Consider the following 23,803-nt stretch of genomic DNA (forward strand, 5'->3'; position numbering starts at 1 on the left):
GGATGCTGGTGGGCTTGCTCGCCGGCGTGCTGGCTTTCGGCTTCGCCAAGGCCTTTGGTGAACCGCAGATCGACAAGGCCATCGCCTTTGAAGACCACATGGCACAGATGCACGGCGATGCGCCGGAAGAGGAACTGGTAAGCCGCGAGGTGCAAAGCACCTTCGGCCTGTTCACCGGCGTGGTGGTGTACAGCGTGTCACTGGGCGGCCTCTTCGCCCTGGTGTTCGCTTACGCCCTGGGCCGCATCGGCAAGGTCGGCCCGCGTGGCCTGGCGGCGCTGCTGGCACTGGCGGCATGTGTGGCAATTACCGTGGTGCCAGGGCTCAAGTACCCGGCCAACCCGCCATCGGTGGGCGACCCCGAAACCATCGCGCAGCGCACCAAGCTGTTCTTCCTCATGCTGCTGGTGTCAGTGGCGGCCGCGGTGATTGCGATCAACGCCGCACGCAAGCTGATTGCCCGCCGTGGCATCTGGGCCGGGGCGATTCTGGGTGCGGCGTTGTACATCGTGATTGTGTCGGTGGCCGGCAGCCTGTTCCCGGTGATCAACGAAGTGCCGGAGGCGTTTTCGGCTGTGCTGCTGTGGAAGTTCCGCGTAGCGTCGCTGGGTATCCAGCTGGTGCTGTGGACCACCCTCGGCCTGGTGTTTGGCGCGGTGGCCGAGCGCAAGCTCAGCCAGCCAAAAGCGCGCTTCAACCCTTGAACTGACTCCCGGGGCGGGCCAGGTACAACACGTCATAGCCCGTTCCGGGATGCGCCGCATCCAGCGCCTTGCCCGACAAGGTGATGCGCACCAGCCGCCACGCCTGCACATCCAGCGCCAGGCATACCGCGAACGTGTCGCGGCTGTCGGCCACCTGCTGATTGCGCCGTTTCTCCTCGGCGACGATCCCGGCCCGATCCGCCCCCGGCACCAGCGGCCACTCCTCTCGGTACAGGCTCAACGCGTGCTGCGCGGGCCCACGCTGCACATCCAGCGGCAACCAGCTTTCGATGTGCGGACGGCCAAAGCTGTCGAGCACCTTTTGAAAACGCTCGCCCAGTAGAAAGTCGGCGGCCTGCAACGGGTCGGCCCACAGGTAGACCGACGCATACACATTGCCCGGCGCCTGCCCACGCGTCTGCGCGATAAACGCCTTGAACAGCAGCCCTTGCGCGTCATCCCACAACGGCCCCAGTTGCGCGGCGCGCCGGCGTATCACGTCCATGTCGTAGTCGGCAGGCAGGCGGTGTGAATATTGTTTGGCAAACATGGCAAAGCTCCTGTGCAAGATGTGGACTGAGCTTGCGCACTGGCGATGATTTCAACAAGATATGGCCGAATATAAGTGCGATAAGGATTGGATATGACTGACGCGCTCAAACCCCTGGACATCGACACCGTGCACGCCTTCGTGCTGGTGGCTGATTTTGCCAGCTTCACCCGCGCCGCCGAGGCGCTCGACACCTCCCAGGCCGCCATCAGCCTGAAGCTCAAGCGGCTGGAAGAACGCCTCGGTTACCGCCTGTTGCTACGCACGCCTCGCCATGTGCAACTGTCGCCCCAAGGCGAGCAGTTCATCGTGGCCGCGCGTGTCCTGCTCAATGCCCATGAGCGGGCACTGGCGGACCTGGGCACCCACGCGCCACGGCGTTTGGTGATCGGCATCAGCGACCACGTGGCCGGGCCGGACTTGCCCACCTGGCTCAGCCGCCTCGCGGCCTACGACCCGCTGGTGATTCTCGAGGTGCGCATCGCCTCGTCCCGCGACCTGGTGGCCGCGTTTGATCGCAATGAACTGGACGCGGTGATCGTGCGCAACGAAGGCGATCGCCAGGACGGCGAAGTGCTGGCGGTCGAACGCTTTGGCTGGTTCGCCGCGCCCCACTGGCAACACAGCCCCGGCACACCGCTGCGCATGGCGACCATGGCCGCGCCCTGTGGCGTTCGGCACCTGGCGGTCAGAGCACTGGATGCAGCGCGGATCGACTGGACCGAAGTGTTTGTCGGCGGTGGTGTGATGGCGGTAGGCGCGGCCGTGAGCGCCGGATTGGGGGTCGCCGCCCTCGCCCCACGCGTGGCCCCGGCCGGGGCGGTGGACGTGAGCGAGCAATACGGCCTGCCCGCATTACCCGTCAGTGAAGTGCTGCTGTACAGCCGGATCAGTGATGCACGCTCGCGCGAAACGTTGCGCGCGTTGAGCGCAACGTTTCGCGGTGTGCTGCAGCGCTGAGTGTCAGGCGACGGGCGCTTCTTCGCTGGCCACAGCGGTGGCGGCCTGGGCCTGCAACTGAGCCGCCTGCTGGCTGTAGTCACGCAGGTAGACGATGAACTCCTGCAGCAGGCGATCCCACAGTTCCAGCTGGCTGCGCAGGTGCGTGGTGCCAACACCGGCCACCACCACATCCATTTCCATCAGCAGGAACTCACCCTGCACCGACAACCGCGCAAAACGGCGCGATGCGTTCCATACCTGGGCCAGGCCTTCGGGCAATTCGCCTTGCACGCGCAGGGCGCAGCTGTAGGTGAAGTCGACGTAACTGCCCTGCTCCGCCGCCGGGTTGCCGAAGCGCACGGCAAAGCCGATACCCTGGCTCGCGCTGAGCAATTGCACGATGCCGTTCTGTTCGGTCTGGTTGACGCGATAGCCGGCTTCCTGCAGCAATTCAGTCAGGCTTTTCGGGGTAACGCTGTTGATCAGTTCACTCATGGTCAGGTCTTCCTTGAAGATCAATGATAGGCGCCTGAAACAGCGTAGCCGGGTTTTCGAAAACCGCAGTCGATCAGGCGGCAGTGGCCAGCACGGCCCCCGCCGGCGCCAACAACGGGCTGCCACTGGCGACGAAATCTTCCTTGCGCAGCACCACCAGGGCGATCAACGACACCACACCGGTTGCCACATAGAAATACCAGGGTGAGGTGATGTCGCCCGTCACCTTGATCAGCCAGGTGGAGATCAGCGGCGCGCTGCCGCCAAACACCGCGACCGGCACGTTGTACGCCACGGCAATCCCGGTGGAGCGGATGCGCGTGGGCAGCAGCTCGCTCATCAGCGCATAGGTCGAGGAGGCATACAGCCCGAACAGGATCGCCACCGCCATCAATGGCGCGAAGAACGATGCAGCAGTGGCGGTCGGCGCCGACTTGAACAGCCAGAACATCGCCAGCGTAGCCAGGGTGCCGATCACCATCAGAAACGGCTTACGTCCGTATTTATCGGTGAACGCACCGCCAAACGGCATCACGAACGCGGCCGAGAAACTCGCGACGAACACATAGAGCAGCGTGGTGCCGCTGTCGAACTTGAGGATCTTGGCCATGTAGGTCGAGGCGAAGGTCAGCACCAGGTAAAAGATCGAGCTGTGCAAGGTGATGATGAAGAACACCAGGGCAATCGCGCGCTTCCACTGCCAGACTTCGCGCAACGGTGCACGGGAAGTCTGCCCGGCGCGCTGCAAGGCGAGAAACTCCGGGCTGTCTTCCAGCTTGAGGCGGATGTACATGGAGATAAAACCCAACGGTGCGGCGATCAGGAACGGCACGCGCCAGGCCCATTCCTGCATCACCTCGGCGCCCAGGATCCAGGTCATGCCATTGGCTACGGCGCCGCCCAGCAACAGGCCGAGCACGGCGGTGACCATTAGCCAGCAGGTGGCAAAGCCGCGTCGGCCGGGGCCGGCGTATTCGGAGATAAAGCTGGTCACTGTGCCGATCTCGCCGCCCGCCGAAAAACCCTGCACGCAGCGCACCAGAATCAGCAGCACCGGCGCAGCAATGCCCAGCGTGGCGTACGTGGGCAACAGGCCGAGCATGACGGTGGAACCGGTCATCATCACCAGCGCCATGATCAGGGTTTTGCGGCGCCCGATCTTGTCCGCCAGCGGACCGAAGAACAGCCCGCCCAGTGGCCGGATGAAAAAGCTCAGGGCAAACGCTGCGAAGCTGGCCAGCAAGCTGGTGGTCGGGTCATCGGAGACGAAAAATGCCTGGCCGATGTACACGGCGAGAAAGCCGTAGACGCCGTAGTCGTACCACTCGATCAAGTGACCGGAAGTGGCACCGAGAAACGCACGGCGCCGCTTGCGGACCGTGTCTTGCGCTTGATTGCCCATCGAAGGGACTCCTTGTCTGATGTTCTGTCCATGAAAAACGGGTCTAGGGAAGCGCGGCGATACTCGCTGCTTTCAGCCACTGCCGCAAGTCAGTCTTGAGGATTTTGCCGTAACTGTTCTTTGGCAATTCGCCGGGAAACAGGTACTTCCTGGGTTTCTTGAACGAGGCCATGCGCTGTAAAAACCATGCCGTCAGCTCGGCTTGATCGAGGGGCTGGCCGCTGCGCGTCACCACAAACGCCACCACCGATTCGCCCCATTGCGCATCCGGCTCCCCCACGACGCACACCTCGAACACCTCAGGATGTTGCGCCAACACTTCCTCGACTTCACGCGGGTACACGTTACTGCCACCGCTGATGATCACGTCCTTGGAACGGTCCGTGAGGGTGAGGTAACCCGCCGCGTCGAGAAAGCCGACGTCACCGGTCAACAGCCAGCCCTCGACCAGGGTTTGGCGCGATGCCTCGGGGTTGCGCCAGTAGCCTTGCATCACCGTGGCACCGCGCACGGCGATTTCGCCGCGCTCGCCCGTCGGCACCGGCTGGTGCTGTGCGTCGAGAATGCGGATTTCAACGCACGATTGCGCGTGGCCGACGGAGGCAGCCAACGTGGCCCAGTCTGCGCGTTGGCGGTCGGCGATCAGCGCGCGAGGCAGCACGCTGATGGTCATCGGGCTCTCGCCCTGGCCGTAGATCTGCACCAGCCGCGGGCCAAAGGTGTCGACGGCCTCACACAGATCGGCCACGTACATCGGGCCGCCGCCGTAAACGATGGTTTTGATGCCTTCGCCGCGATAGCCCTGGCGCCGCGCCTGTTCGACCATGCGCTTGACCATCGTCGGCGCTGCAAACAGTGAGACGTTGCCCAGCTCGGCCGCCAGGCCAAACAGCTCGGCGGCGTCGAAACCGTGGGAGGCCGGCACCACATGCCGCGCGCCGCAGCGCACATGAATGAAGTTGTAGAGCCCGGCGCCGTGGGACATTGGCGCGGCATACAGCACCGCGTCATCGGCGCTGACCGGATCCACGTCTGTGGGGTAACACAACGACATCGCCATGAGGTTGCCATGGGACAGCATCACGCCCTTGGAGCGCCCGGTGGTGCCGGAGGTGTAAAACAGCCATGCGAGGTCCTGGTCCTGGCGTGGCTCGGGCTGCGCCAGGGTTGGCCAGCCACGTGTCGGCGGCAGTGTGTGGCCGTCCAGTTCCTTACAGGGCTGGGGCAAGTCCCGCGACGCCGAAAATACTCGGCCGCCGTCGGTAAAGATCAGGCGCGCCTGGGCGTTATCGGCGATCCAGGCCGCCTCAGCCGGGTGCAATTTGGCGTTGATCGGCACAACCACTGCGCCCAGCCACCAGATGGCGTAGAGCACTTCCAGGTAATCGCAGCTGTTCTTCATCAGCACGGCGACCGCATCACCGGCCGTCACGCCGTGCTGGTCTACCAAGTGTGCGGCGCGCTGGCGAACATGCGCAGCAAAGGTGGCGTAGTCGGCCACCTGCCGCGTGCCTTCGAACAATGCCGGTCGCTGCGGGTCGCGGCGCTGGGTGTCGTGCAACCAGTTGGCAATGTTCATGGGTCAGTACCGGCGCGCGTGCAGGACCGAGGCGTAGTTGGCCACTGCCATGCCGCCCATGTTGAACACCAGGCCAAACTCCGGGTTGGGCACCGCCAGGCCAATCGGTTCGCCGGTCAATTGGCGGAACGCCAAGGCGTGCATCGACACGCCGGTGGCCCCCACCGGATGCCCCTTGGCCTTGAGCCCACCCGAAAGATTCACCGGCAGCCGCCCGCCGGCGCGCACCACGCCACTGTCGAGCACGCGATGGCCCTCGCCCTTGGGCGCCAGGCCCATGGCTTCGTAGATCAGCAGTTCGGCGATGGTGAAGCAGTCGTGCACCTCGGCGAAACTCAGGTCGGCCAGGGTGATATTCGCCCCGCGCAGCGCCGAGTGGATGGCCCGTTGCGGGCCTTCAAACGCCAGGATGTCGCGCTGGGCGATGGGCAAGCAGTCGTTGACCTGGGTCATCGCGCGAATCTGCACATCCCGACGAAACGCGCGCGCCCGCTTGGGTGAGGCCAGGATGATCGCGGCGGCGCCGTCGCTGATCAACGAGCAATCGGTCAGGCGCAGCGACTCGGCCACAAAGGGGTTGCTCTTGGACACGTTGTTGCAGTGTTCGAAATCCATTACCCGGTGCATTTGCGCCAGCGGGTTGGCCATGGCATTGGTGTGGTTCTTGGTGGCGATGGCGGCCATCGAGCCCAGCGGGCAGTGGTAGCGTTCGGTGTATTGGCGCGCCGCACGGCCGAACAGCTGCGGGAAACTCAAGCCGGCTTCGGCCGGGTCATTCTGATAACCGGCGCCGGCCAGGGCCTGGGTAACCTCGGCGGTGGACGTGTGGGTCATCTTCTCGGCGCCAACCACCAGCACCAGGTCGGCGCTGCCGGAGAGGATCGCATTGACCCCGGCCTGGATCGCCGCCGAGCCGGAGGCGCAAGCGTTTTCACAGCGCGTGGCCGGTTTGAAGCGCAGGCCCGGGTCGGCCTGCAACAGCAAGGAGCTGGCAAACCCGTCAGGCACCAACCCCGAGTTGAAGTGACCCAGGAACAACGCATCGATTTGTGACGCATCAATGGCCGCGTCGGCCAGGGCTTCGCGGGTAACCTGCACGATCAGGTCTTCAAGGGTGGTGCCTTCCAGGCGACCAAAACGCGAATGACCGGCGGCAACAATGGAGACGCAATCAGCTGGCATAATCAATTTTCTTCTATTTTTGATGCGGACATTTACCTACAATGACGCACCGCTGAGCGCTCGCCAATTCGTGTAACTACTTACATGGATAAGTAGGCCCGGTGAGAAAAGCAACGAGGCAGGATGCCCAATGAACGCGTTTACCCAGCAACTTCAAGATATCGAACGCCTGGCGTTCCAGCTCTCCCCGGCCCCGCAACTGGTCACGCGCAACCGCGTGATGGTCGATTGCAATGAGGCCTTCCTGCAGTTGTTCGGCTATTCGCGCGACGAATTGGTCAACCAACTGACCCTGCTGATCTACCCGTCCCAGGCCGATTATCACGCCATCGGCAAGCGTAGCCACGACTGGCTGCTGGAGAGCGAGAACGGCTTCTACTCCGATGAGCGCTTCATGCAGCACAAAAGCGGCGAGGTGTTCTGGGCCAAGTCCCACGGCTACACCCTCACGCCCACAGACCCGTTCAAGCTGATGATCTGGCACTTCGAGCGCCTGGACCGTACGCACCAAGGCACCGGCGACCTGACGCCACGTGAGCGGGAAATCGCCATGCACATCGTCAACGGCCTTAAATCCAAGGAAATCGCCCAGCGCCTGGCGATCTCTCACCGTACGGTGGAAGTGCACAGGGCACGGCTGATGAAGAAACTCGAGGTGAAAAACATCGTGGAGCTGGTGTCGAAAATGATTTTCGTCGGCGGGCGCGCCTGGTTATAGCCAACCATTACAAACCCCGGTCCCGCGCTAGCTACGCTGAGAATGCTCAAAAGGAGCTTTCCCACGCAGTTACGCTTAAAGGACTAATGATATGGCGCACTCCGACCGTTCTTCGCCCGCCACCCAACCTCGCAAGACTCCGCCACCCGTCGAGGGCAGCGGTTCAAACCTGCTCACCCTGGACAACGCCGGCCCCGTGCAAATGGGCTTCTGGGTGCCCAACCGCGTGTGGGCCACCGCCAACTTCCTGGTGCCACTGCGCGACTACATCGACGCCATGAAAAAGGCTGGCACCCTCGCGCCGATGCAGCCGCAATTGGTGGAATTCAAACACTGGGTGACCACCCACAGCGTGTACCGCATGTGGATCATGTCGCTGATCGAGCAGTCCAACGCGTTCGTGCTGACCCTGCCGCCGCACACTCGCGACCAGATCAAGACCCAGGACGGCGACGTCGTGTGGATCAAGGACTACGACAGTTTTTTCGAGATCCTCAACGAAATTGTCACCACCTCGTCCTCGTTCAACGACACTGCCCAGGTCGGCACGCCCATGAATGCCTTCCTGGCGATTTCCATGGCCACCGAAGCCGGCGTTGCGCTGTTCCATGACACCACCTTCAATGAGCAATTCAAGAACGTGCTCAACACCTGGAACGCCTACCTCAAAAGCCCGCAATCCCTGGACAAACTCGACATCAACAACCCGGAAAAACCCGGCTCGTGGATCTCCAAGGCCGCCTGGGCAGCCGGTGTATGGGACCAGATGGAATGCGACCCGAAAAAGCCTGGCTACGGCTACGATTCCTGGAACGCGTTTTTCATCCGCAAGTTCGTGCCCGGCGCCCGACCGTTCCAGGGCGACGCGCAAACGCAGGTCGATATCGGCTGCGAAACCACGCCGTGGGCATACCAGAACAACATCGCCTTCGAAAGCGACTTCTGGATCAAGGACGTCAACTACTCACTGCTGGACTTGTTCGCCGGCCAACGTGACTGGGCGAAGCACTTTGAAGGTGGGCAGCTGTATCAGGGTTTCCTTTCCGCCACCCACTACCACCGCTGGAACGCGCCGCTGGACGGCACGCTGCTGCGTTCGTGGGTGCAACCTGGCACCTACTTCGCCCAACGCCCGGCGCAGAAAGAAGGCCCGGGCACGTGGGAAGGCACCGAGTCGCAGCCCTATCTGGGCCATGTGGCTGCGCGCGCCATTTTCATCTTCGAACACCCCACCTGCGGGTACGTGGCGCTGATCTGCATTGGCATGGTTGAAGTGTCGACCTGCATCATCGAACCGGGGTTTATCGTCGACGAAGGCAGCACGCCGGTGAAGATCACACGCGGCACCGAAATCGGTCACTTCGAATTCGGCGGCTCGACTCACATGATGGTGTTCCAGCGTGACCGCGTACGCCTTGAAGAGTGGGCCGTGAATGCCGTGCTGCACCGTCAGTCGCCCAAACCGACGCCCATGGGCAGCGTGATTGCAACGGCACTCGACACCCAAAAACCCAAGTGATCCAAGGGGCGGCGGCGGCCGGTTCGCAATCAGCCAGCCGCCGCCCAGCCCTGTTGCTGCTCAAACGCTTCGAACAATTCCAGAATCGTCTCTTTGACTTTCTGCACGGCATTGCTGTGCACCGCCGTATCCGGCCAGCACAACGACAGTTCGCGGCTGAACAAGCGGTGATCGATGCTCGCCAGCTTGAGCGACTGTTGCGCCAACTCCACGTGCGCCGCCGCCCACGGCAGGATGGTTACCCCAAGCCGCGCCTGTACCGCCGAGAACAATAGATCAGTGGAATTGGCTTCAAACTCCACGGCGAATGGCAGCCCCGCTTCCTGCATGGCGGACTCCACGCGGCTGCGAATGGTGTTGGGCGCGCAGGGCAACACCAACGGCATCTGCGCGAGGCTCTGCAGGCTCACCGACGTCTGCGGCAATTCAAATTCCGGCCATGCCACCAGGTACAGGGTTTCACTGAATAACCGCTGGGACACCACGCCGCGTGTCGGCACGCCATCAACTTCGACCGCCAGCGCCACGCGCCCCACGGTGATCAGGCCTGCGAGGTCGGCGCTTGGCGCGTCGATCAGCTCCAGTTTGATCCCCGGATAACGGCTGCGAATCGTGCGTGCCAGCGGCATCGCGAGCATCCGCGCGGTGCTCGAGGGCATGCCCACCGAGACCTTGCCCTGCGGGTACTCGGCGTCCTGGCGCAACAGCTCATGGGTGGCATCGGCCTGGCGCAACAGGTCGACGGCGTGTCGGTACAAGGTCTGGCCGCCCGTGCAAGCCATGGAGCACATCGCCGAACTGCGCCGCCAGGCGTGCGCCAGTGCTGATTTCGGTGAAGGGCTGGCGGCGTTCGCCGAGCGCCGTCCACCGGTATTTGAAGGGCGTTGACGCAATTTTCATATTGGGCTGTCTATGATGCGCCCCTTCGTTGGGGAGTAACCGGCTTCTGACCCGCTCAGAAGCGTTCGTATCAACATATTCGGCAACCTGCCGTGGTACGAACACCGTTGAGGTTGGTGAGACCAGCGACACATCCATGCCTAAAGTCGGGCGTGTGGTTGTGTCGTTGACTCATACAGCCCGACTGGAAGCCTCACCGTGAACCCTATTTCCCTGATTCTTCTCGCCCTGGCCATGTCCACGGACGCCTTTGCGGCGGCCATCGGCAAAGGCTCCAGCCTGCACAAACCGCGTCTGGTCGAAGCACTGCGCGCCGGCCTGATCTTTGGTGTGATCGAAGCCATTACGCCGATGATCGGCTGGGCCATCGGCCATGCGGCCACGCGTTGGGTGCAGGACTGGGATCACTGGATCGCCTTTACCCTGCTGGTCGCGCTGGGCTTGCACATGATCTATAACGGGCTCAAGGCGGACGATGAGGAGGCGCAAAAGCCTACCCAGCATTCCTTCATGATCCTGGCCCTCACCGCCTTTGCGACCAGCATTGATGCGATGGCCGTCGGTGTGGGCCTTGCCTTCATTGATGTGAATATTCTGGTGGCGTCGGCAGCCATCGGCCTGGCGACCATGACCATGGTAACCATCGGCATGATGCTCGGGCGGGTGCTGGGCACGGTGGTGGGCAAGCGCGCCGAAATGGTCGGCGGCGTGGTGTTGATGCTGGTGGGTGCGACGATTCTCTACGAGCATTTATCGGCTTAACGGCTCGCACTGAACAAATGTGGGAGCGGGCTTGCCGCGAAGGCGGCGAATCAGTCGATGCATTTTTTGACTGACCCTGCGCCTTCGCGAGCGAGCCCGCTCCCACAGCAGGTCTGCAGCGTTTAAGCCGCGTGACTTTCCTTCTTCAAGCTCTCCATATCAATCACAAAGCGATACTTCACGTCGCCCTTGAGCATCCGCTCGTACGCCTCGTTGATGCCCTGGATGTCGATCATCTCGATGTCCGAGACAATCTTGTGCTTGGCGCAGAAGTCCAGCATGTCCTGGGTTTCCTGGATACCGCCAATCAACGAACCGGCCAGGCTGCGGCGTTTGAAGATCAAGTTGAACACCGTCGGCGACGGATGCGGGCTGTCGGGGGCGCCGACCAGCGTCATGGTGCCATCGCGCTTGAGCAGATTGAGGAACGCATCGAGGTCGTGCGGCGCGGCAACGGTGTTGAGGATGAAGTCCAGGCTGTTGACGACCTTGGCCATCTCGTCCGGGTCCTTCGACACCACCACTTGGTCGGCACCCAGGCGCAGGCCGTCTTCGCGCTTGTTCGGCGAGGTGGTGAACAGCGTGACATGCGCGCCCATGGCATGCGCGATCTTCACTGCCATATGCCCTAGCCCGCCGAGGCCGACCACCCCGACTTTTTTGCCGGGCCCCACCTTCCAGTGGTGCAGCGGCGAGTAAGTGGTGATGCCGGCGCACAGCAGCGGCGCCACGGCCGCCAGGTTCGCATCATCGTGGGAGATGCGCAGCACGAACTTCTCCTTGACCACGATATTGTCCGAGTAGCCGCCAAAGGTATTTTCGCCGCCGAACACCGGGCCGTTGTAGGTGCCGGTAAACCCGTTCTCGCAGTATTGCTCCTCGCCCTCGGCGCAGGATGCGCAGTGCTGGCAGCTGTCGACCATACAACCGACACCGGCCAGGTCACCGACCTTGAATTTTTTCACGTTGGCACCGACTGCCGTGACGCGGCCGACGATTTCGTGGCCGGGCACCGACGGGTACAAGGTGTTGTGCCATTCGTTACGCACGGTGTGCAGGTCGGAGTGGCACACGCCGCAATAGAGAATATCGATCTGAACGTCGTCCGCCCCCGGCGCGCGGCGCTCGAAGGTAAAAGGCTTGAGTGCATCCTTGGAATCCCGAGCGGCGTAGCTGTAAGTCTTGGCCATTTGGTTCACCTGTTGAACTGACGGTAGAGGTCAGTGGACCAACGCAGACGCGCAAGCGTTCAACCGAGCACATCCGTACAAGCCCCTGAGCCGGTTTAACGCGATAGTGAGACTGAGCTTTTGCCCCCTGACCCCCAAGGAGTTTTCCATGAGCACATTCGTTGCCAAAGACGGTACCCAGATCTATTTCAAGGACTGGGGCAGCGGTAAACCCGTGCTGTTCAGCCACGGCTGGCCACTGGATGCCGACATGTGGGAATACCAGATGGAATACCTGAGCAGCCGTGGCTTTCGCACCATCGCCTTCGACCGCCGGGGTTTTGGCCGCTCGGACCAACCGTGGACCGGTAACGACTACGACACCTTCGCCGACGATATCGCCCAACTGATCGAACACCTGGACCTTAAAGACGTGACCCTGGTGGGCTTCTCGATGGGCGGCGGCGATGTGGCGCGCTACATCGCTCGCCACGGCAACTCGCGTTTGGCCGGCCTCGTGCTGCTGGGCGCCGTCACGCCGATCTTCGGCCAAAAACCGGATTACCCGCAGGGCGTGCCTACCGCAGTGTTCGATGGCATCAAGGCCGGGCTGCTGAAGGATCGCGCGCAATTTATCAGCGACTTCAATGTCTCGTTCTATGGCATCAACAAGGGCCAGCAAGTCTCCCAGGGCGTGCTGACGCAGACCTTGCAGGTCGCGCTGCTGGCGTCGCTTAAATCGACCGTGGATTGTGTCACCGTGTTCTCCGAGACCGATTTCCGCCCGGACATGGCCAAGATCGAGGTGCCAACCCTGGTGATCCACGGTGACGGCGACCAGATCGTGCCGTTCGAAACCACCGGCAAAGTCGCGGCCGCGATGATCAAGGGCGCGCAACTGAAGGTGTACAAGGATGCGCCGCACGGTTTTGCCGCCACCCACACCCAGCAGTTGAACGAAGACTTGTTGGCGTTCCTCAATCGCTGAAGCGAGTGAATCACCCTCTCCTTATTTTGCCGGGCTTGCCCGGCTTTTTTTTCGACCGGCGCTGACCCTCGGTATGATGCGGCTGAACCGGCGACTGCCCGACGCGGTCCCAACCCATACGCTCATCGCTGCAGGTAATCGCACATGTCACTGCCAAAAGAAATGACCCTGATCGAAATCACCGCCCCTGGCGGCCCCGAGGTCCTGCAACCACGCCGGGCCGATGTGCCGGTGGCAGGTCCCGGTGAAATCCTGATTCGCGTGCACGCAGCCGGCGTCAACCGCCCGGATGCGTTGCAACGCGCCGGCAAATACCCGATGAAGCCCGGCATGAGCCCCATTCCAGGCTTGGAAGTGGCCGGTGAAGTGGTTGCATTGGGCGAAGGTGTCAGCGAGTACGCGCTGGGTGACAAGGTGTGTGCCCTGACCAACGGCGGTGGGTATGCACAATTTTGTGCAGTGCCTGCCAGCCAGGCCTTGCCGATTCCGGATGGCATGGACTGGATTCAAGCCGCCGCCGTGCCGGAAACCTTTTTCACCGTCTGGGCCAACCTGTTTGGCCTGGGTGACGCTCATACCGGCCAGCGCGTGCTGATCCACGGCGGCACCAGTGGCATCGGCACCACCGCTTTGATGCTGTGCCGCGAATACGGTATCCAGGCGTTCGCCACCGCCGGCAGCGCCGACAAATGTGCGGCGATCGCCAAGCTGGGCGCCGAGCCGATCAACTACCGCGAGCAGGACTTCGCCGAGGTCATCGCGCAGAAGACCGACAACAAGGGCGTGAATGTGATCCTCGACATCATGGGCGCCTCGTACCTGAACAATAACCTCAAGTCCCTGGCCATGGACGGGCACCTGGTGATGCTGGGCTTCCTCGGCGGCGGCAAGGCCAATGACGTCGACCTGCTGACCATCCTCGGCAAGCGCGCAGTCATCACCGGCTCCTTGCTGCGCGCACGCACCAAGGACGAAAAGGCTGCCATTGCCGAACAACTGCGCGAATACGTGTGGCCGGTGCTGTCCGCCGGACGCTGCCTGCCGATGATCGACAAGGTGTACGAATACACCGACGCCGCCCAGGCCCATGCGCGGATGGAAGGCGGCGATCACATTGGCAAGATCGTATTGCGTGTGGAATGACGCTCATCTGCCCTGCTGAAGATTAACGGTGGCAGCTGTAGAGCCAGCGAGGCTGCGATGGCGGCGGCAGGGTCACCCTGTTGTCGCCTGCCCCGCCGCCTTCGCCGCCGTGCTACTGCTCGACGGCCCCGACAACGCAGCTGTGCCGGGGCATCGAATGGTTACTCGGCGAACGCCGGGTAATCGGTGTAGCCCTGTTCCGAGCCGCCGTACATGCCCTGCGCCCGCAGCGGGTTCAGCGGCCAGCCGTTGAACAGTCGCTGCGGCAGGTCCGGGTTGGCAATGAACGGACGGCCGAAGGCAATCAAGTCTGCCAGCCCCGCCTCCACCAGTGCTGCCCCGCGCTCAGCGGTATAGCGACCGGCGTAGATGATGCGCCCGCTGAACGTGCTGCGCACCGCCTGACGGAAAGTCTCGGGCAGGTCGGGAGCGTTGTCCCAGTCAGCCTCGGCGATAGACACATAGGCAATGCCCGATGCCTCGAGCACCTTGATCGCTTCAATGTAGGTGTGATGCGGATCTTCCTCGACCAGGCCGATGTACACGCGGTCCTGGTCCGTGCCGCTGAACAACGGAGAAAAACGCACACCCAGGCGCTGCGGGCCGACCACGGCGGTCACGGCTTCGACGATCTCGCGCAGAAAGCGCAGGCGGTTGTGCAGCGAACCACCGTATTCATCGTCACGCTGGTTGGCGTGGGCGGAGATGAACTGGTTGACCAGGTAACCATTCGCGGCGTGGATTTCCACCCCGTCAAAACCGGCGTCCAACGCATTACGCGCCGCCTGTGCGTAGTGCCCTACCAACTCTTCAATTTCCAGCCTGCTCAAGGCACGCGGCACGGGCGGCTGCATCAGCTCGCCGACGCCGGGCCCGGTTTCGATAAAGGCTTTCGCCTGTTCCGCCGCAATGGCCGACGGCGCGACCGGTGCAGCGCCCTCCGGTTGCAGCGCGTTATGGGACACACGCCCCACATGCCACAGCTGGGCGAAGATCACGCCGCCTTCGGCATGCACGGCGTCGGTGACTTTGCGCCAGCCGTCGATTTGCGCCGGGCTGTAGATACCCGGCGTCCAGGCGTAACCCTGGCCGCGCGGTTCGATCTGCGTGCCTTCGCTGATCATGAAACCGGCCGTGGCGCGCTGGCGGTAATACTCGGCCATCAGGTCGGTGGCGATATCGCCGGGTTGCGCGCTGCGTTGACGCGTCAGAGGCGGCAAGACAACTCGGTTATTGAGCGTGTGATGCCCCAGTTTTACCGGGGTATTTAAATGATGAGTCATGTGAAACTTCCAAATTCAGGGCGAGCAAAGCATTGGCGGCTCCAAGGAGCCGCCAATCAATAACGCGTGTGATTAATTCAGGCGGTGAGTTTGAGCAGGGCCTCGGCCACGGCACTGGAACTGGCAGGATTCTGCCCGGTCACCAGCAAGCCGTCTTCGAGCACAAAAGACTGCCAGTCAGCGCCCTTTTCATAGTGGCCGCCGAGCGCCTTGAAATCATCTTCAATCAGGAACGGCACCACATCGGTCAGGCCAACCGCAGCTTCTTCAGCATTGGAGAAGCCGGTAACGCGACGGCCCTTGACCAGCGGCTCGCCATTCACGGCCTTGACATGACGCAGAGCGCCCGGTGCATGGCAGACAAAACCGATCGGCTTGCCGGCACGCTCAAAGGCCTCGATCAGTGCGATCGACGTTTGCGATTCGGCCAAGTCCCACAACGGGCCATGACCGCCTGGGTAGAACACGGTGTCGAAGTCGTCGGCGTTGACCGTGTCCAGCTTGACGGTGTTGGCCAGGGCCTGTTGGGCTGCCGGGTCGCCAGCGAAACGACGGGTTTGCTCGGTCTGTGCATCCGGCTGATCGCTGACCGGGTCCAGCGGTGGTTGGCCGCCGGCCGGGGATGCCAGGACCAGCTCGGCACCGGCGTCTTTGAAGGTGTAATAGGGCGCCGCAAATTCTTCGAGCCAGAAGCCGGTTTTACGACCGGTATTGCCAAGCTGGTCGTGAGAGGTCAGTACCATTAATACTTTCATTTTCCAGTGCCTCGATCGATGGTTTCAGTAGGTGTATGCATCAGCAGGTTCAGGGCAACCCAATAACTGTCGGGTCAGCAGCAGCGCCTCGTCAAAAGGCGCGGATGTTCGGGTGATCTTGCTCATGACGCTGGTCCCCAACCACAGCGCATACAAGCGCCGAGCCAGGCTGTCGGGGTGTTGCCGAACCGCCAGCGAGCCGTCCTGGATGCCGTGCTGCAAGGCCTCGGCCAGCAAGGCGATGGTGCGAGTGGTGCCGCGCTGCAGGGACAAACGCATTGGCTCTGAAAGGTCTGACACCTCGGCACCGAGTTTGACGGCAAGGCATTTGCCCGCGTCGGAGCAGCCGGTCTGGTTGTCGATCCAGGTGTGCCAATAGCGCATCAACCTGGCGGCCCAGGACAGTCCGGGTTGCTGGAACAGTTGCTCCATGCCTTTGAGGTATTGGTCGAAATAGGTATCGAGCAAGACCACGCCAAATGCATCTTTGGAATGGAAGTAGTGATAAAACGAACCTTTGGGTACATCGGCGGCTTGAAGTATTTCGTTCAACCCCACCGCAGAAAATCCTTTGCGGCTCACAATCAATTGCGCCGTATCCAGAATGGTCTGCCTTGTACTGTTAGTCGCGTTAGTCATTATTTATCCCGTCCCGATTAGACCAGTCGTCTAGTTCGTTGAGGGGATGTTAGGCGTCGAGAAAAGCTTCAACAATGTCATATCCGCAAGGATTTCGGACATGGCACAAAGTCGGTTGCCGTTTGCCTGGCACCCGCCGACAATCCCCTCTCCCGCGCCCTTTGGAGAATGACGATGCACAGCGTTGCGCTGATGGTTTACCCGAATTTCCAGTCCCTGAGCCTCAGCCTGGGTTCGGTGTTCGAGTGCGCGAACCTGCTGCGCGGTGAGCCGGCTTATGAGTTTCATCTGGTCTCGGAGAGCGGCGGCGCCGTCATGACCTCCCAGGGCTTTTCGGTGAATACCAGCCAAATTCGGCCACAGGGTTATGACACGCTGATCGTCAGCGGCTACCTGGAATTTCGCCTGCCCGAGGCCAACCTGCTGGAATTGGTCAAAGCCGCCTCTGCCCAGTCGCGGCGCGTGGCCTCGCTGTGCATGGGCATTTTTGTGCTGGCCGAAGCCGGCTTGCTCGAAGGCAAGCGCACCACCACCCACTGGATCCACGCGCCGGCGTTTCGCAAGCGCTACCCGGATATTCAGCTCGAAGAAGACAAACTGTTCGTGGTTGACGGCCAGGTCTGGACCGGCGCCGGCATGAGCGCCGGAGTCGACCTGGCGTTGGCCATGGTGGAAGCCGATCTGGGCAGCGACCTCGCCCGGCGTATCGCCCGCAAGCTGGTGATTGCCCAGCGCCGCGGCAGTGAGCAATCGCAATTGTCGGCGTTGCTGGAACTGGACCCCAAATCCGACCGCGTGCAACTGGCCCTGGCCTACGCGCGCGAAAACCTGACCCATGACCTGTCGGTGGAAGCCTTGGCCGAGGTGGCCCGGCTGAGCCCACGTCAATTCAGCCGAGTATTCCGCGAAGAAACCGGCCAAACGCCGGCCAAGGCCATCGAGTCGCTGCGGGTGGAAGCTGCCCGGGCGATGATGGAAACCAGCCGTCACCCGGTCGAAGTGGTGGCCCGCGAAACCGGCTTCGGTGACCGCGAGCGCATGCGCCAGGCGTTTCTGCGCGCATTCGGGCAGCCGCCGCAAGCGATGCAGCAAGTGTTGTTCAACGCGGGTGCCTAGCGGCAGTGATCAGGGCTTTGGCTTTTAGGTTGTTTACCCGTATCCCGGTCAGGGCTGGTCACCGTGCACTTCGGATATTCAAGCAAAACGCACTGCGAATAGAGCAGATGCGACGCTCTTGGGCGTGTGCCATTCAGGGCGAAACCGGCCGACGAGTTCAAGTGCGGCCGTGCCCGGCTAAGTTCAACATCGTGTTTAATGCAGCGCGGCCCGCGTAATCAAATAACTGACCAACTGCGGATCGTCATCCAGCTCAAGCATCTGCACCGGGCGCGGCAGGTCATCGAGCACCGCGCGCCAGAACGCCTGCGACACTTCATCCTGATCGTAGAACCGCACCAGCCAATTGGCCTCGCCACTGCGCAGCACTTGGGTGGCGATAGCGCGGCCAATGCCCTTGCGGCGGTAGCGCTTGAGGATGAACAGGTCGGCCAGTTCCAGCGCGTCGATGCCCGGCAGTTCGCTGCCTTCGATCAGCAGGAAACCGGCGATGTAGCCATCCACCAGCAGCAGGTTGGCGCTCCATTGCGGGTCGTGCCAGTAGCGGGTCAGGTGCTCGTCATGGATGTAGAAACGGCCATCCGACTCCACATCTTCCTGCTCCCAGTCTGACGACTCATAGGCATAGTACTGGTAAAGATTACGGATCAGCTCAGACGCATCGGGGCCGGTCTGGATCAATTCGACGGTGGTTTCAGGCATTGGGCTCTCGGTGAAAATACGCAAGGCCCCATTGTTCACAAAAGTGATACACACGCCAATACATTGCATAACCTTTCTGTTTGCTGAACCGATTGCGAATTTGCTTTTCCGCGTCCAATATCCTGAAACATTTAGAATAAACTTCGCCCACTGATTCTTCAAAAGCCCCTTTTTTCAAGGACACGTATTTTGACAAACGTCTGTTCCGCCGGCCTGGATGTGGGCTTTGCCTCCCTGGACTACCTGCAGATCTTTATCCTGGGCGTAATCCAGGGCATTACCGAGCTGTTGCCGGTGTCGTCCACAGCCCATATGCGAGTGGTGCCCGCCCTGCTCGGCTGGCAAGACCCGGGCTCGGCGTTTTCCGCGGCCATGCAGTTGGCGGCGCTGGCGGCGGTGGTCAGTTATTTCTGGCGTGACGTGCGCCAGGTGACCACCGGCAGCATCAGCGCGGTGCGCCGCGGCGACTACAACGACCGGTGGTTCAAACTGGCCGTGGCGATTGTGTTGGCCACTATCCCGATTGGGATTGCCGGCCTGGCGCTGTCTTCGACCTTGAATACCTGCAACTCGCCGCTACGCGGCCTGATGGTGATCGGGATTGCCTGTGTGGTGATGGCGGTATTGCTGGCAGTGGCCGAAGTGCGCGCGCGCCACACCCGTGAGATGAGCGAAATGCGTCTGCGCGATGCGCTGATTGTCGGTATCGCGCAGATTGGCGCGCTGATTCCTGGGGTGTCGCGCTCCGGTTCGACACTCACCGCCGCGCTGTTCCTGAACTTCAAGCGTGAAGAAGCTGCGCGCTTTTCCTTCCTGCTGGGCCTGCCGGCCATCGCCCTCGCCGGTTTGAAAGAACTGTGGGTGCTGCTGCACGCCGACATGCCCGCCCACGCCTGGTCGCACTTGATCTTTGGGCTGGTGGTCGCCAGCGTCTCGGCATTCTTTGCCATCTGGGGCCTGATGAAGTTCCTGGAGCGGTTCTCCACCTGGCCGTTCGTGATCTACCGCGCGCTGCTGGGGATTTTCCTGATCGTGGCGGTCAGCACCGGCTTCTTGAGTTAAACCGTGCCGAGCTAAGCCCCGGGCTGGCGGTCGGCCAACGCTTCGAGCAGGTCGGCCGAGGGCACGAAAAACAGGCCGCCGGTGACCGCCGTGCTGAAGTCCAGCAAGCGGTCGTAATTACCCACGGGGCGGCCGACAAACATGTTTTCCAGCATCTGCTCCAGCGGCTTCGGCGAGCGCGCGTAGCCGATAAAGTAGGTGCCGAACTCACCGGCGCCCGGGCGGCCAAAGGGCATGTTGTCGCGCAGGATCTTCACCTCTTCACCGTGCTCGTCGGTGATAACGGTCAACGCGCTGTGTGAGTTGCTCGGTTTGGTCTCTTCATCCAGTTCGATGTCCGCCAGCTTGGTACGCCCGATCACCTTCTCCTGCGCTTCCACGGTCAGGTCGTTCCAGGCCGCCATGTTGTGCAGGTATTTCTGCACCAGCACGTAGCTGCCACCTTCGAATTCGCGGTCTTCGTCGCCGACGATTGTGAAACCCACCGCCTTGCGCCCCACCGGGTTCTCGGTGCCATCGACAAAGCCGATGATGCTGCGCATATCGAAGTAGCGAAAACCCTGGACCTCATCCACGACCTGGACGCTGTCGCCCAGGGCCGCCATCAGTTGGGTGGCCAACTCGAAGCACAGGTCCATCTGCTCGGCACGGATGTGCAGCAGGATGTCGCCAGGGGTCGAGACGGCCTTGCGCCCTTGCACACCAAACTCGCGAAATGGATGCAACGCCGCCGGGCGTGGGGCGCCGAACAGCCGGTCCCAGGCATCCGAGCCAAACCCGCAGACGCAGGTCAGGTTGCCTGCCGGTACGCGCTTGCCGACCGAACGCACCAGCCCGGCAATGTCACCGCACCAGCCTCGCACAGTGTCGAGATTGCCGGGCGTCAGGGTGGCGACCATGAAAATCGCGCTGCTGGTGATGGGGTGGCAAACGGACTGCGGTTCAAGGGGTGGCTGAACGGGGCACGTATTCATGATGAACATCCACAGGCTAAGGGCGGTTTTGACCCGCGCAGGTTAGCAGATCAGACCCCGCGACACTCGACCAGCAACCCGCCCTCCTCGCGCACACGGCTTTCGATCACCACCGGCAGGAAGCGTTGAATTACCGTCATATTGCTGTGCAAGTGCTCGCTCATGTGTGGCGTGGTAAAACGTCCGCCGCCGGCCAACGCCATCGGCAACAGCAGTTGATCCGCCAGGTGCTCACCCACCGCGGTGTCGGTGCCCTGCCACTCCATCGCCTGGTTGATGGCCTCATCGGCCACGGCCTCGGCTCGCACGGTGGTCATGCCGAACGCACTGAATACTTCGGTGACCTGCGCGTGGACGTATTCCAGCATCAGCACATTGCCCGGTCCTTGCTGCGGGTCAATGTCTACCGGGAACAGCTGCGCCTCGGTAAACCCCAGGCGCTGGCGGACGCGCTTGAATTCACGCTCACTCACCTGATCCGCCAGGCCGGCATTCAGGACGATGGCGCGTTTTTCCAGCAGCTTGCCGCGCTGCATCAGCTGCAACGCCTGCAGGTCCGATGGCTGGATAAACGCCTCCACTTCGCCGCCGCCCGCCGGGACGAAACCATGGCGTGTGAGGTTCAACTCCACGCGCGCCCCCATGCGCCGCAACAGCGGCAGCCAGGCCCGCTGCAAAAAGTCCACCGGCGGCGCCAGCGGGTTATGGGTGCCGCCGCTGATCGTCACGCGGCTGGCGGTTGGCGCGCGCAACAGCGCCGGTAGCAACGTCTGCAGCACCAGGGTGCAGCTGCCGGCCGTGCCGATCGCAAAGCGGTACTCGCCGCCTTGTATCGGCCCGGGTTCGAACAGCAGGTTCTGCGAGCCCAGCTCAGCCCCTTGCACCGTGGCGCCACACACGTGGGCGGCGGCCAGCACGGCGGTCAGGTGTTGGCGCATCAAGCCTGGCCGACTGCGCCTGGCGCGGATGTTTTTGATGCGCAACGTCAGCCCGGTCACCATTGCCAGGCTCAAGCCACTGCGCAACACCTGGCCACCGCCAATGGCGCCGTCGAGTTCAATCACGTCCTGTTTCATGTTCGTCCTTATGCGTAGCGGTTAACCGTGTGTCGAAGGTAATGATCCAGGCGCTTTGCGTCTGCTTGCGTGCGTGGCAAAACCGGCACTTCGCGTTCCAGCTCACGCAGGATAAATGCGTGCAGCGCCGGGCGCCGTGGTCCATAAGCGGCTTCGCCGGCATTGCGCTTGAGGGCCAGCAGCGTTGCCACTTCGTCGAGCAGTTGCGGGTCATCCACCGTGCCAAGCAAGTCGGCGAACGTCATCGGCGGGCGTCCCAGGCCCAGGTCGATCCAACGCACTGCCAGCAACGGCCTCAGCACGTAGAAGTACTTCTTGAACCGCACCTCCTCGCCTTGCAGGTAACCACGAAAATTCTTCCTGGCCATCGACAAGTAGTGATTACGCGCCGCCGGCGGGCTGTAGAACGTTTCGGCCAAGGCCCGCAATTGCGCCGTCGCCTCAGTTTCCTGGCGATACACCAGGGGCGAATCCAGCCACTCCAGCAACGTAGGGTTGGACTTGCGCAACAGCCCCAAGGTCTTGCGCAGCTCCCATCCGCTGACATCCAGCTCGTCATCCAGCGGGCGCTCGATCACATCCCGCGGCGCATCCACCTGCATAAACCAATCAGGCTTTTCCACGTAGACAAAGCGCACGTCGTAATCGCTGTCGGTAGACGCAAACCCCCAGGCGCGACTGCCCGACTCACAGGCATACAGCACGCTCACGTTGCGCTCGCGCTCTATGCGTTCCAACTCATCCAGCACCCGCGCGCGCATGGCGTCGCTGAGTGGGTGACGTTCTTCCCTTTCCATCGTTGTGCTCCTCTTAACCTTTTACGCACACCACCTGACGCAGGGTGTGCAGCACTTCAACCAGCTCGCGCTGGGCATGCATGACGGCGTCGATGTCCTTGTAGGCCATCGGAATTTCGTCGATCACATCGGCGTCCTTGCGGCACTCCACGTGGGCCGTGGCGCGGATCTGGTCGGCCACCGTGAAGGTGTTTTTCGCTTTGGTGCGGCTCATGGTGCGGCCGGCGCCGTGGCTGCACGAGCAGAACGACTCTTCGTTGCCCAGGCCGCGCACGATGAAACTTTTTGCGCCCATGGAACCCGGAATAATCCCCAGCTCGCCCTTCTTCGCCGACACCGCGCCTTTGCGCGTCACCAGGATCTCTTCACCAAAGTGCCGCTCTTTTTGCACGTAGTTGTGATGGCAGTTCACTCCTTCCAGCACCACCTCAAACGGCTTGCTGATCACCTGGCGCGTGGCCTGAACCACCGCGCGCATCATCAATTCGCGGTTCTGCCGGGCAAAATCCTGCGCCCAGCCCACGGCTTGCACATAGTCATCGAAGTGCTGGCTGCCCTCTTCGAAATAGGCCAGGTCGCGGTCCGGCAAATTGGCCAGGTGCTGGCGCATGTCCGCCTGCGCCAACTGGATAAACAGGTTGCCGATGGCGTTGCCCACGCCGCGCGAACCGCTGTGCAACATGAACCAGACACGGTTGGCTTCATCCAGGCACACCTCGACAAAGTGGTTACCCGTGCCGAGCGTGCCCAAATGCTGGCGGTTGTTGCTGTGCTCAAGCTGCGGGTACTTATCGGTAATTGCCTTGAACCCGGGGTGCAGCGTCGCCCATACCTGATCGGCCTGGGCCGGCACGTCCTCCCAGGCGCCTTTGTCACGTCCTTTACGGCTGCGGGTACGACCATGGGGCACGGCGGCCTCGATGGCACAACGCAGCCCGTGGAGGTTGTCGGGCAAATCGCTGGCGGTCAGCGTGGTGCGCGCGGCAATCATCCCGCAGCCGATGTCCACGCCCACCGCCGCCGGGATTATCGCGCCCACCGTGGGGATTACGCTGCCGATGGTCGAACCCTTGCCCAGGTGCACATCCGGCATCACCGCGAGGTGCTTGAAGATAAACGGCATCTTGGCGGTGTTCATCAACTGCTGGCGGGCTTCAGGCTCAACCGGCACACCTTGGGTCCAGAGTTTGATCGGCTTGCCGTTGGCCACTTCCAGCAGTTGGTAGGTTTTCTCTTGCATGATCTCGATTCTTTTTTTGGAAAGCCGTCATCGCGGCGTTGAACAGGCTATAGCAGCGGGCGTGCCAGTTTTTTACGAAACCCAGATAAAATCTTTATCTCATTGT

24 protein-coding genes and 1 riboswitch are annotated in these 23,803 nt (G+C 62.1%); of the genes, 9 read left to right on the plus strand and 15 right to left on the minus strand.

Annotation, left to right across the window (positions count from 1 at the left end; all coding sequences use genetic code 11):
* The first annotated feature begins 2 nt into the window (after nt 1-2).
* Nucleotides 3-704: a CbtA family protein gene (locus C4J83_RS17645; RefSeq protein WP_234452516.1), complete on the plus strand. Its 702-nt coding sequence runs from the start codon at nt 3-5 to the stop codon at nt 702-704.
* Here C4J83_RS17645 and C4J83_RS17650 read toward each other — a convergent pair.
* On the minus strand, nt 694-1,254 hold the full coding sequence (locus C4J83_RS17650; RefSeq protein WP_124417776.1) for a DUF4865 family protein: 561 nt from the start codon (nt 1,252-1,254) through the stop codon (nt 694-696). The genes C4J83_RS17645 and C4J83_RS17650 overlap by 11 nt on opposite strands.
* 93 nt (nt 1,255-1,347) lie before the next feature.
* Here C4J83_RS17650 and C4J83_RS17655 point away from each other — a divergent pair, with 93 nt between their 5' ends.
* Nucleotides 1,348-2,214 (plus strand): LysR family transcriptional regulator, encoded by an 867-nt coding sequence (locus C4J83_RS17655; protein WP_124417777.1) that lies wholly within the window; start codon nt 1,348-1,350, stop codon nt 2,212-2,214.
* Nucleotides 2,215-2,217: 3 nt separating this feature from the next.
* Here C4J83_RS17655 and C4J83_RS17660 read toward each other — a convergent pair whose 3' ends face one another.
* The 4 genes from C4J83_RS17660 to C4J83_RS17675 all read right to left on the minus strand — a co-directional run bounded on the left by C4J83_RS17660 (nt 2,218) and on the right by C4J83_RS17675 (nt 6,854).
* Entirely contained in the window at nt 2,218-2,691 is a 474-nt protein-coding gene (locus tag C4J83_RS17660; RefSeq protein WP_177410121.1) for a YbjN domain-containing protein, read from the minus strand.
* A gap of 73 nt (nt 2,692-2,764) precedes the next feature.
* A complete protein-coding gene (locus C4J83_RS17665) occupies nt 2,765-4,093 on the minus strand; it encodes an MFS transporter (RefSeq protein ID WP_124417778.1) in 1,329 nt (442 codons plus the stop codon).
* 43 nt (nt 4,094-4,136) lie between these two features.
* Nucleotides 4,137-5,672: a class I adenylate-forming enzyme family protein gene (locus tag C4J83_RS17670; protein ID WP_124417779.1), complete on the minus strand. Its 1,536-nt coding sequence runs from the start codon at nt 5,670-5,672 to the stop codon at nt 4,137-4,139.
* 3 nt (nt 5,673-5,675) lie between these two features.
* Nucleotides 5,676-6,854 (minus strand): acetyl-CoA acetyltransferase, encoded by a 1,179-nt coding sequence (locus C4J83_RS17675; protein WP_106579606.1) that lies wholly within the window; start codon nt 6,852-6,854, stop codon nt 5,676-5,678.
* A gap of 130 nt (nt 6,855-6,984) precedes the next feature.
* Between C4J83_RS17675 and C4J83_RS17680 the strand changes: the two genes are divergently transcribed.
* Complete coding sequence (locus C4J83_RS17680) at nt 6,985-7,572, plus strand: LuxR C-terminal-related transcriptional regulator (protein WP_106579605.1); 588 nt, start codon at nt 6,985-6,987, stop codon at nt 7,570-7,572.
* 91 nt (nt 7,573-7,663) lie between these two features.
* Nucleotides 7,664-9,091, plus strand: coding sequence for a phosphatidylserine decarboxylase family protein (locus tag C4J83_RS17685; protein ID WP_124417780.1), 1,428 nt, complete (start codon nt 7,664-7,666; stop codon nt 9,089-9,091).
* Nucleotides 9,092-9,120: 29 nt separating this feature from the next.
* On the opposite strand, the gene C4J83_RS17690 is transcribed toward C4J83_RS17685, so the two are convergent.
* The gene (locus tag C4J83_RS17690) at nt 9,121-9,873 is read right to left on the minus strand and encodes a LysR substrate-binding domain-containing protein (protein ID WP_256660606.1); all 753 of its coding nucleotides are present in this window, start codon (nt 9,871-9,873) and stop codon (nt 9,121-9,123) included.
* A gap of 136 nt (nt 9,874-10,009) precedes the next feature.
* Nucleotides 10,010-10,177, plus strand: a riboswitch (yybP-ykoY riboswitch).
* 12 nt (nt 10,178-10,189) lie between these two features.
* Between C4J83_RS17690 and mntP the strand changes: the two genes are divergently transcribed.
* Nucleotides 10,190-10,753 (plus strand): manganese efflux pump MntP, encoded by a 564-nt coding sequence (gene mntP / locus C4J83_RS17700; protein WP_124417782.1) that lies wholly within the window; start codon nt 10,190-10,192, stop codon nt 10,751-10,753.
* 122 nt (nt 10,754-10,875) lie between these two features.
* Here the strand turns inward: mntP and C4J83_RS17705 are convergent, their stop codons facing one another.
* Nucleotides 10,876-11,943 carry an NAD(P)-dependent alcohol dehydrogenase gene (locus C4J83_RS17705; RefSeq protein ID WP_119736086.1) on the minus strand — a complete coding sequence of 356 codons (1,068 nt, stop codon included), beginning with the start codon at nt 11,941-11,943 and terminating at the stop codon, nt 10,876-10,878.
* Nucleotides 11,944-12,091: 148 nt separating this feature from the next.
* Here C4J83_RS17705 and C4J83_RS17710 point away from each other — a divergent pair, with 148 nt between their 5' ends.
* Both C4J83_RS17710 and C4J83_RS17715 read left to right on the plus strand, forming a co-directional pair.
* Complete coding sequence (locus C4J83_RS17710) at nt 12,092-12,910, plus strand: alpha/beta fold hydrolase (protein WP_124417783.1); 819 nt, start codon at nt 12,092-12,094, stop codon at nt 12,908-12,910.
* Nucleotides 12,911-13,054: 144 nt separating this feature from the next.
* Nucleotides 13,055-14,053 (plus strand): NAD(P)H-quinone oxidoreductase, encoded by a 999-nt coding sequence (locus C4J83_RS17715; RefSeq protein WP_106579596.1) that lies wholly within the window; start codon nt 13,055-13,057, stop codon nt 14,051-14,053.
* Nucleotides 14,054-14,214: 161 nt separating this feature from the next.
* Here C4J83_RS17715 and C4J83_RS17720 read toward each other — a convergent pair whose 3' ends face one another.
* From C4J83_RS17720 to C4J83_RS17730, 3 genes are all read right to left on the minus strand, one after another.
* Nucleotides 14,215-15,336: an alkene reductase gene (locus C4J83_RS17720; protein ID WP_124417784.1), complete on the minus strand. Its 1,122-nt coding sequence runs from the start codon at nt 15,334-15,336 to the stop codon at nt 14,215-14,217.
* A 77-nt stretch (nt 15,337-15,413) separates the two neighbouring features.
* Complete coding sequence (locus tag C4J83_RS17725) at nt 15,414-16,091, minus strand: type 1 glutamine amidotransferase domain-containing protein (protein ID WP_124417785.1); 678 nt, start codon at nt 16,089-16,091, stop codon at nt 15,414-15,416.
* A 24-nt stretch (nt 16,092-16,115) separates the two neighbouring features.
* On the minus strand, nt 16,116-16,730 hold the full coding sequence (locus C4J83_RS17730; protein ID WP_124417786.1) for a TetR/AcrR family transcriptional regulator: 615 nt from the start codon (nt 16,728-16,730) through the stop codon (nt 16,116-16,118).
* A 174-nt stretch (nt 16,731-16,904) separates the two neighbouring features.
* Here C4J83_RS17730 and C4J83_RS17735 point away from each other — a divergent pair, with 174 nt between their 5' ends.
* Nucleotides 16,905-17,846 (plus strand): GlxA family transcriptional regulator, encoded by a 942-nt coding sequence (locus C4J83_RS17735; RefSeq protein WP_124417787.1) that lies wholly within the window; start codon nt 16,905-16,907, stop codon nt 17,844-17,846.
* A gap of 195 nt (nt 17,847-18,041) precedes the next feature.
* Here the strand turns inward: C4J83_RS17735 and C4J83_RS17740 are convergent, their stop codons facing one another.
* Nucleotides 18,042-18,548 (minus strand): GNAT family N-acetyltransferase, encoded by a 507-nt coding sequence (locus C4J83_RS17740; protein WP_119736118.1) that lies wholly within the window; start codon nt 18,546-18,548, stop codon nt 18,042-18,044.
* Between the two features lie 189 nt (nt 18,549-18,737).
* Between C4J83_RS17740 and C4J83_RS17745 the strand changes: the two genes are divergently transcribed.
* Nucleotides 18,738-19,610 (plus strand): undecaprenyl-diphosphate phosphatase, encoded by an 873-nt coding sequence (locus C4J83_RS17745; protein WP_106579591.1) that lies wholly within the window; start codon nt 18,738-18,740, stop codon nt 19,608-19,610.
* Nucleotides 19,611-19,621: 11 nt separating this feature from the next.
* On the opposite strand, the gene C4J83_RS17750 is transcribed toward C4J83_RS17745, so the two are convergent.
* From C4J83_RS17750 to C4J83_RS17765, 4 genes are read right to left on the minus strand one after another with little or no spacing between them, the layout of a single operon-like run.
* On the minus strand, nt 19,622-20,584 hold the full coding sequence (locus tag C4J83_RS17750) for a Dyp-type peroxidase (protein WP_124417788.1): 963 nt from the start codon (nt 20,582-20,584) through the stop codon (nt 19,622-19,624).
* 50 nt (nt 20,585-20,634) lie between these two features.
* Complete coding sequence (gene rtcA / locus C4J83_RS17755; protein ID WP_124417789.1) at nt 20,635-21,660, minus strand: RNA 3'-terminal phosphate cyclase; 1,026 nt, start codon at nt 21,658-21,660, stop codon at nt 20,635-20,637.
* An 8-nt stretch (nt 21,661-21,668) separates the two neighbouring features.
* Nucleotides 21,669-22,457 (minus strand): nucleotidyltransferase domain-containing protein, encoded by a 789-nt coding sequence (locus tag C4J83_RS17760; RefSeq protein ID WP_124417790.1) that lies wholly within the window; start codon nt 22,455-22,457, stop codon nt 21,669-21,671.
* Between the two features lie 13 nt (nt 22,458-22,470).
* Nucleotides 22,471-23,697, minus strand: coding sequence for an RtcB family protein (locus tag C4J83_RS17765; protein WP_124417791.1), 1,227 nt, complete (start codon nt 23,695-23,697; stop codon nt 22,471-22,473).
* Nucleotides 23,698-23,803 lie beyond the last annotated feature (106 nt).

Source organism: Pseudomonas sp. LBUM920 (assembly GCF_003852315.1).
Taxonomy (GTDB): domain Bacteria; phylum Pseudomonadota; class Gammaproteobacteria; order Pseudomonadales; family Pseudomonadaceae; genus Aquipseudomonas.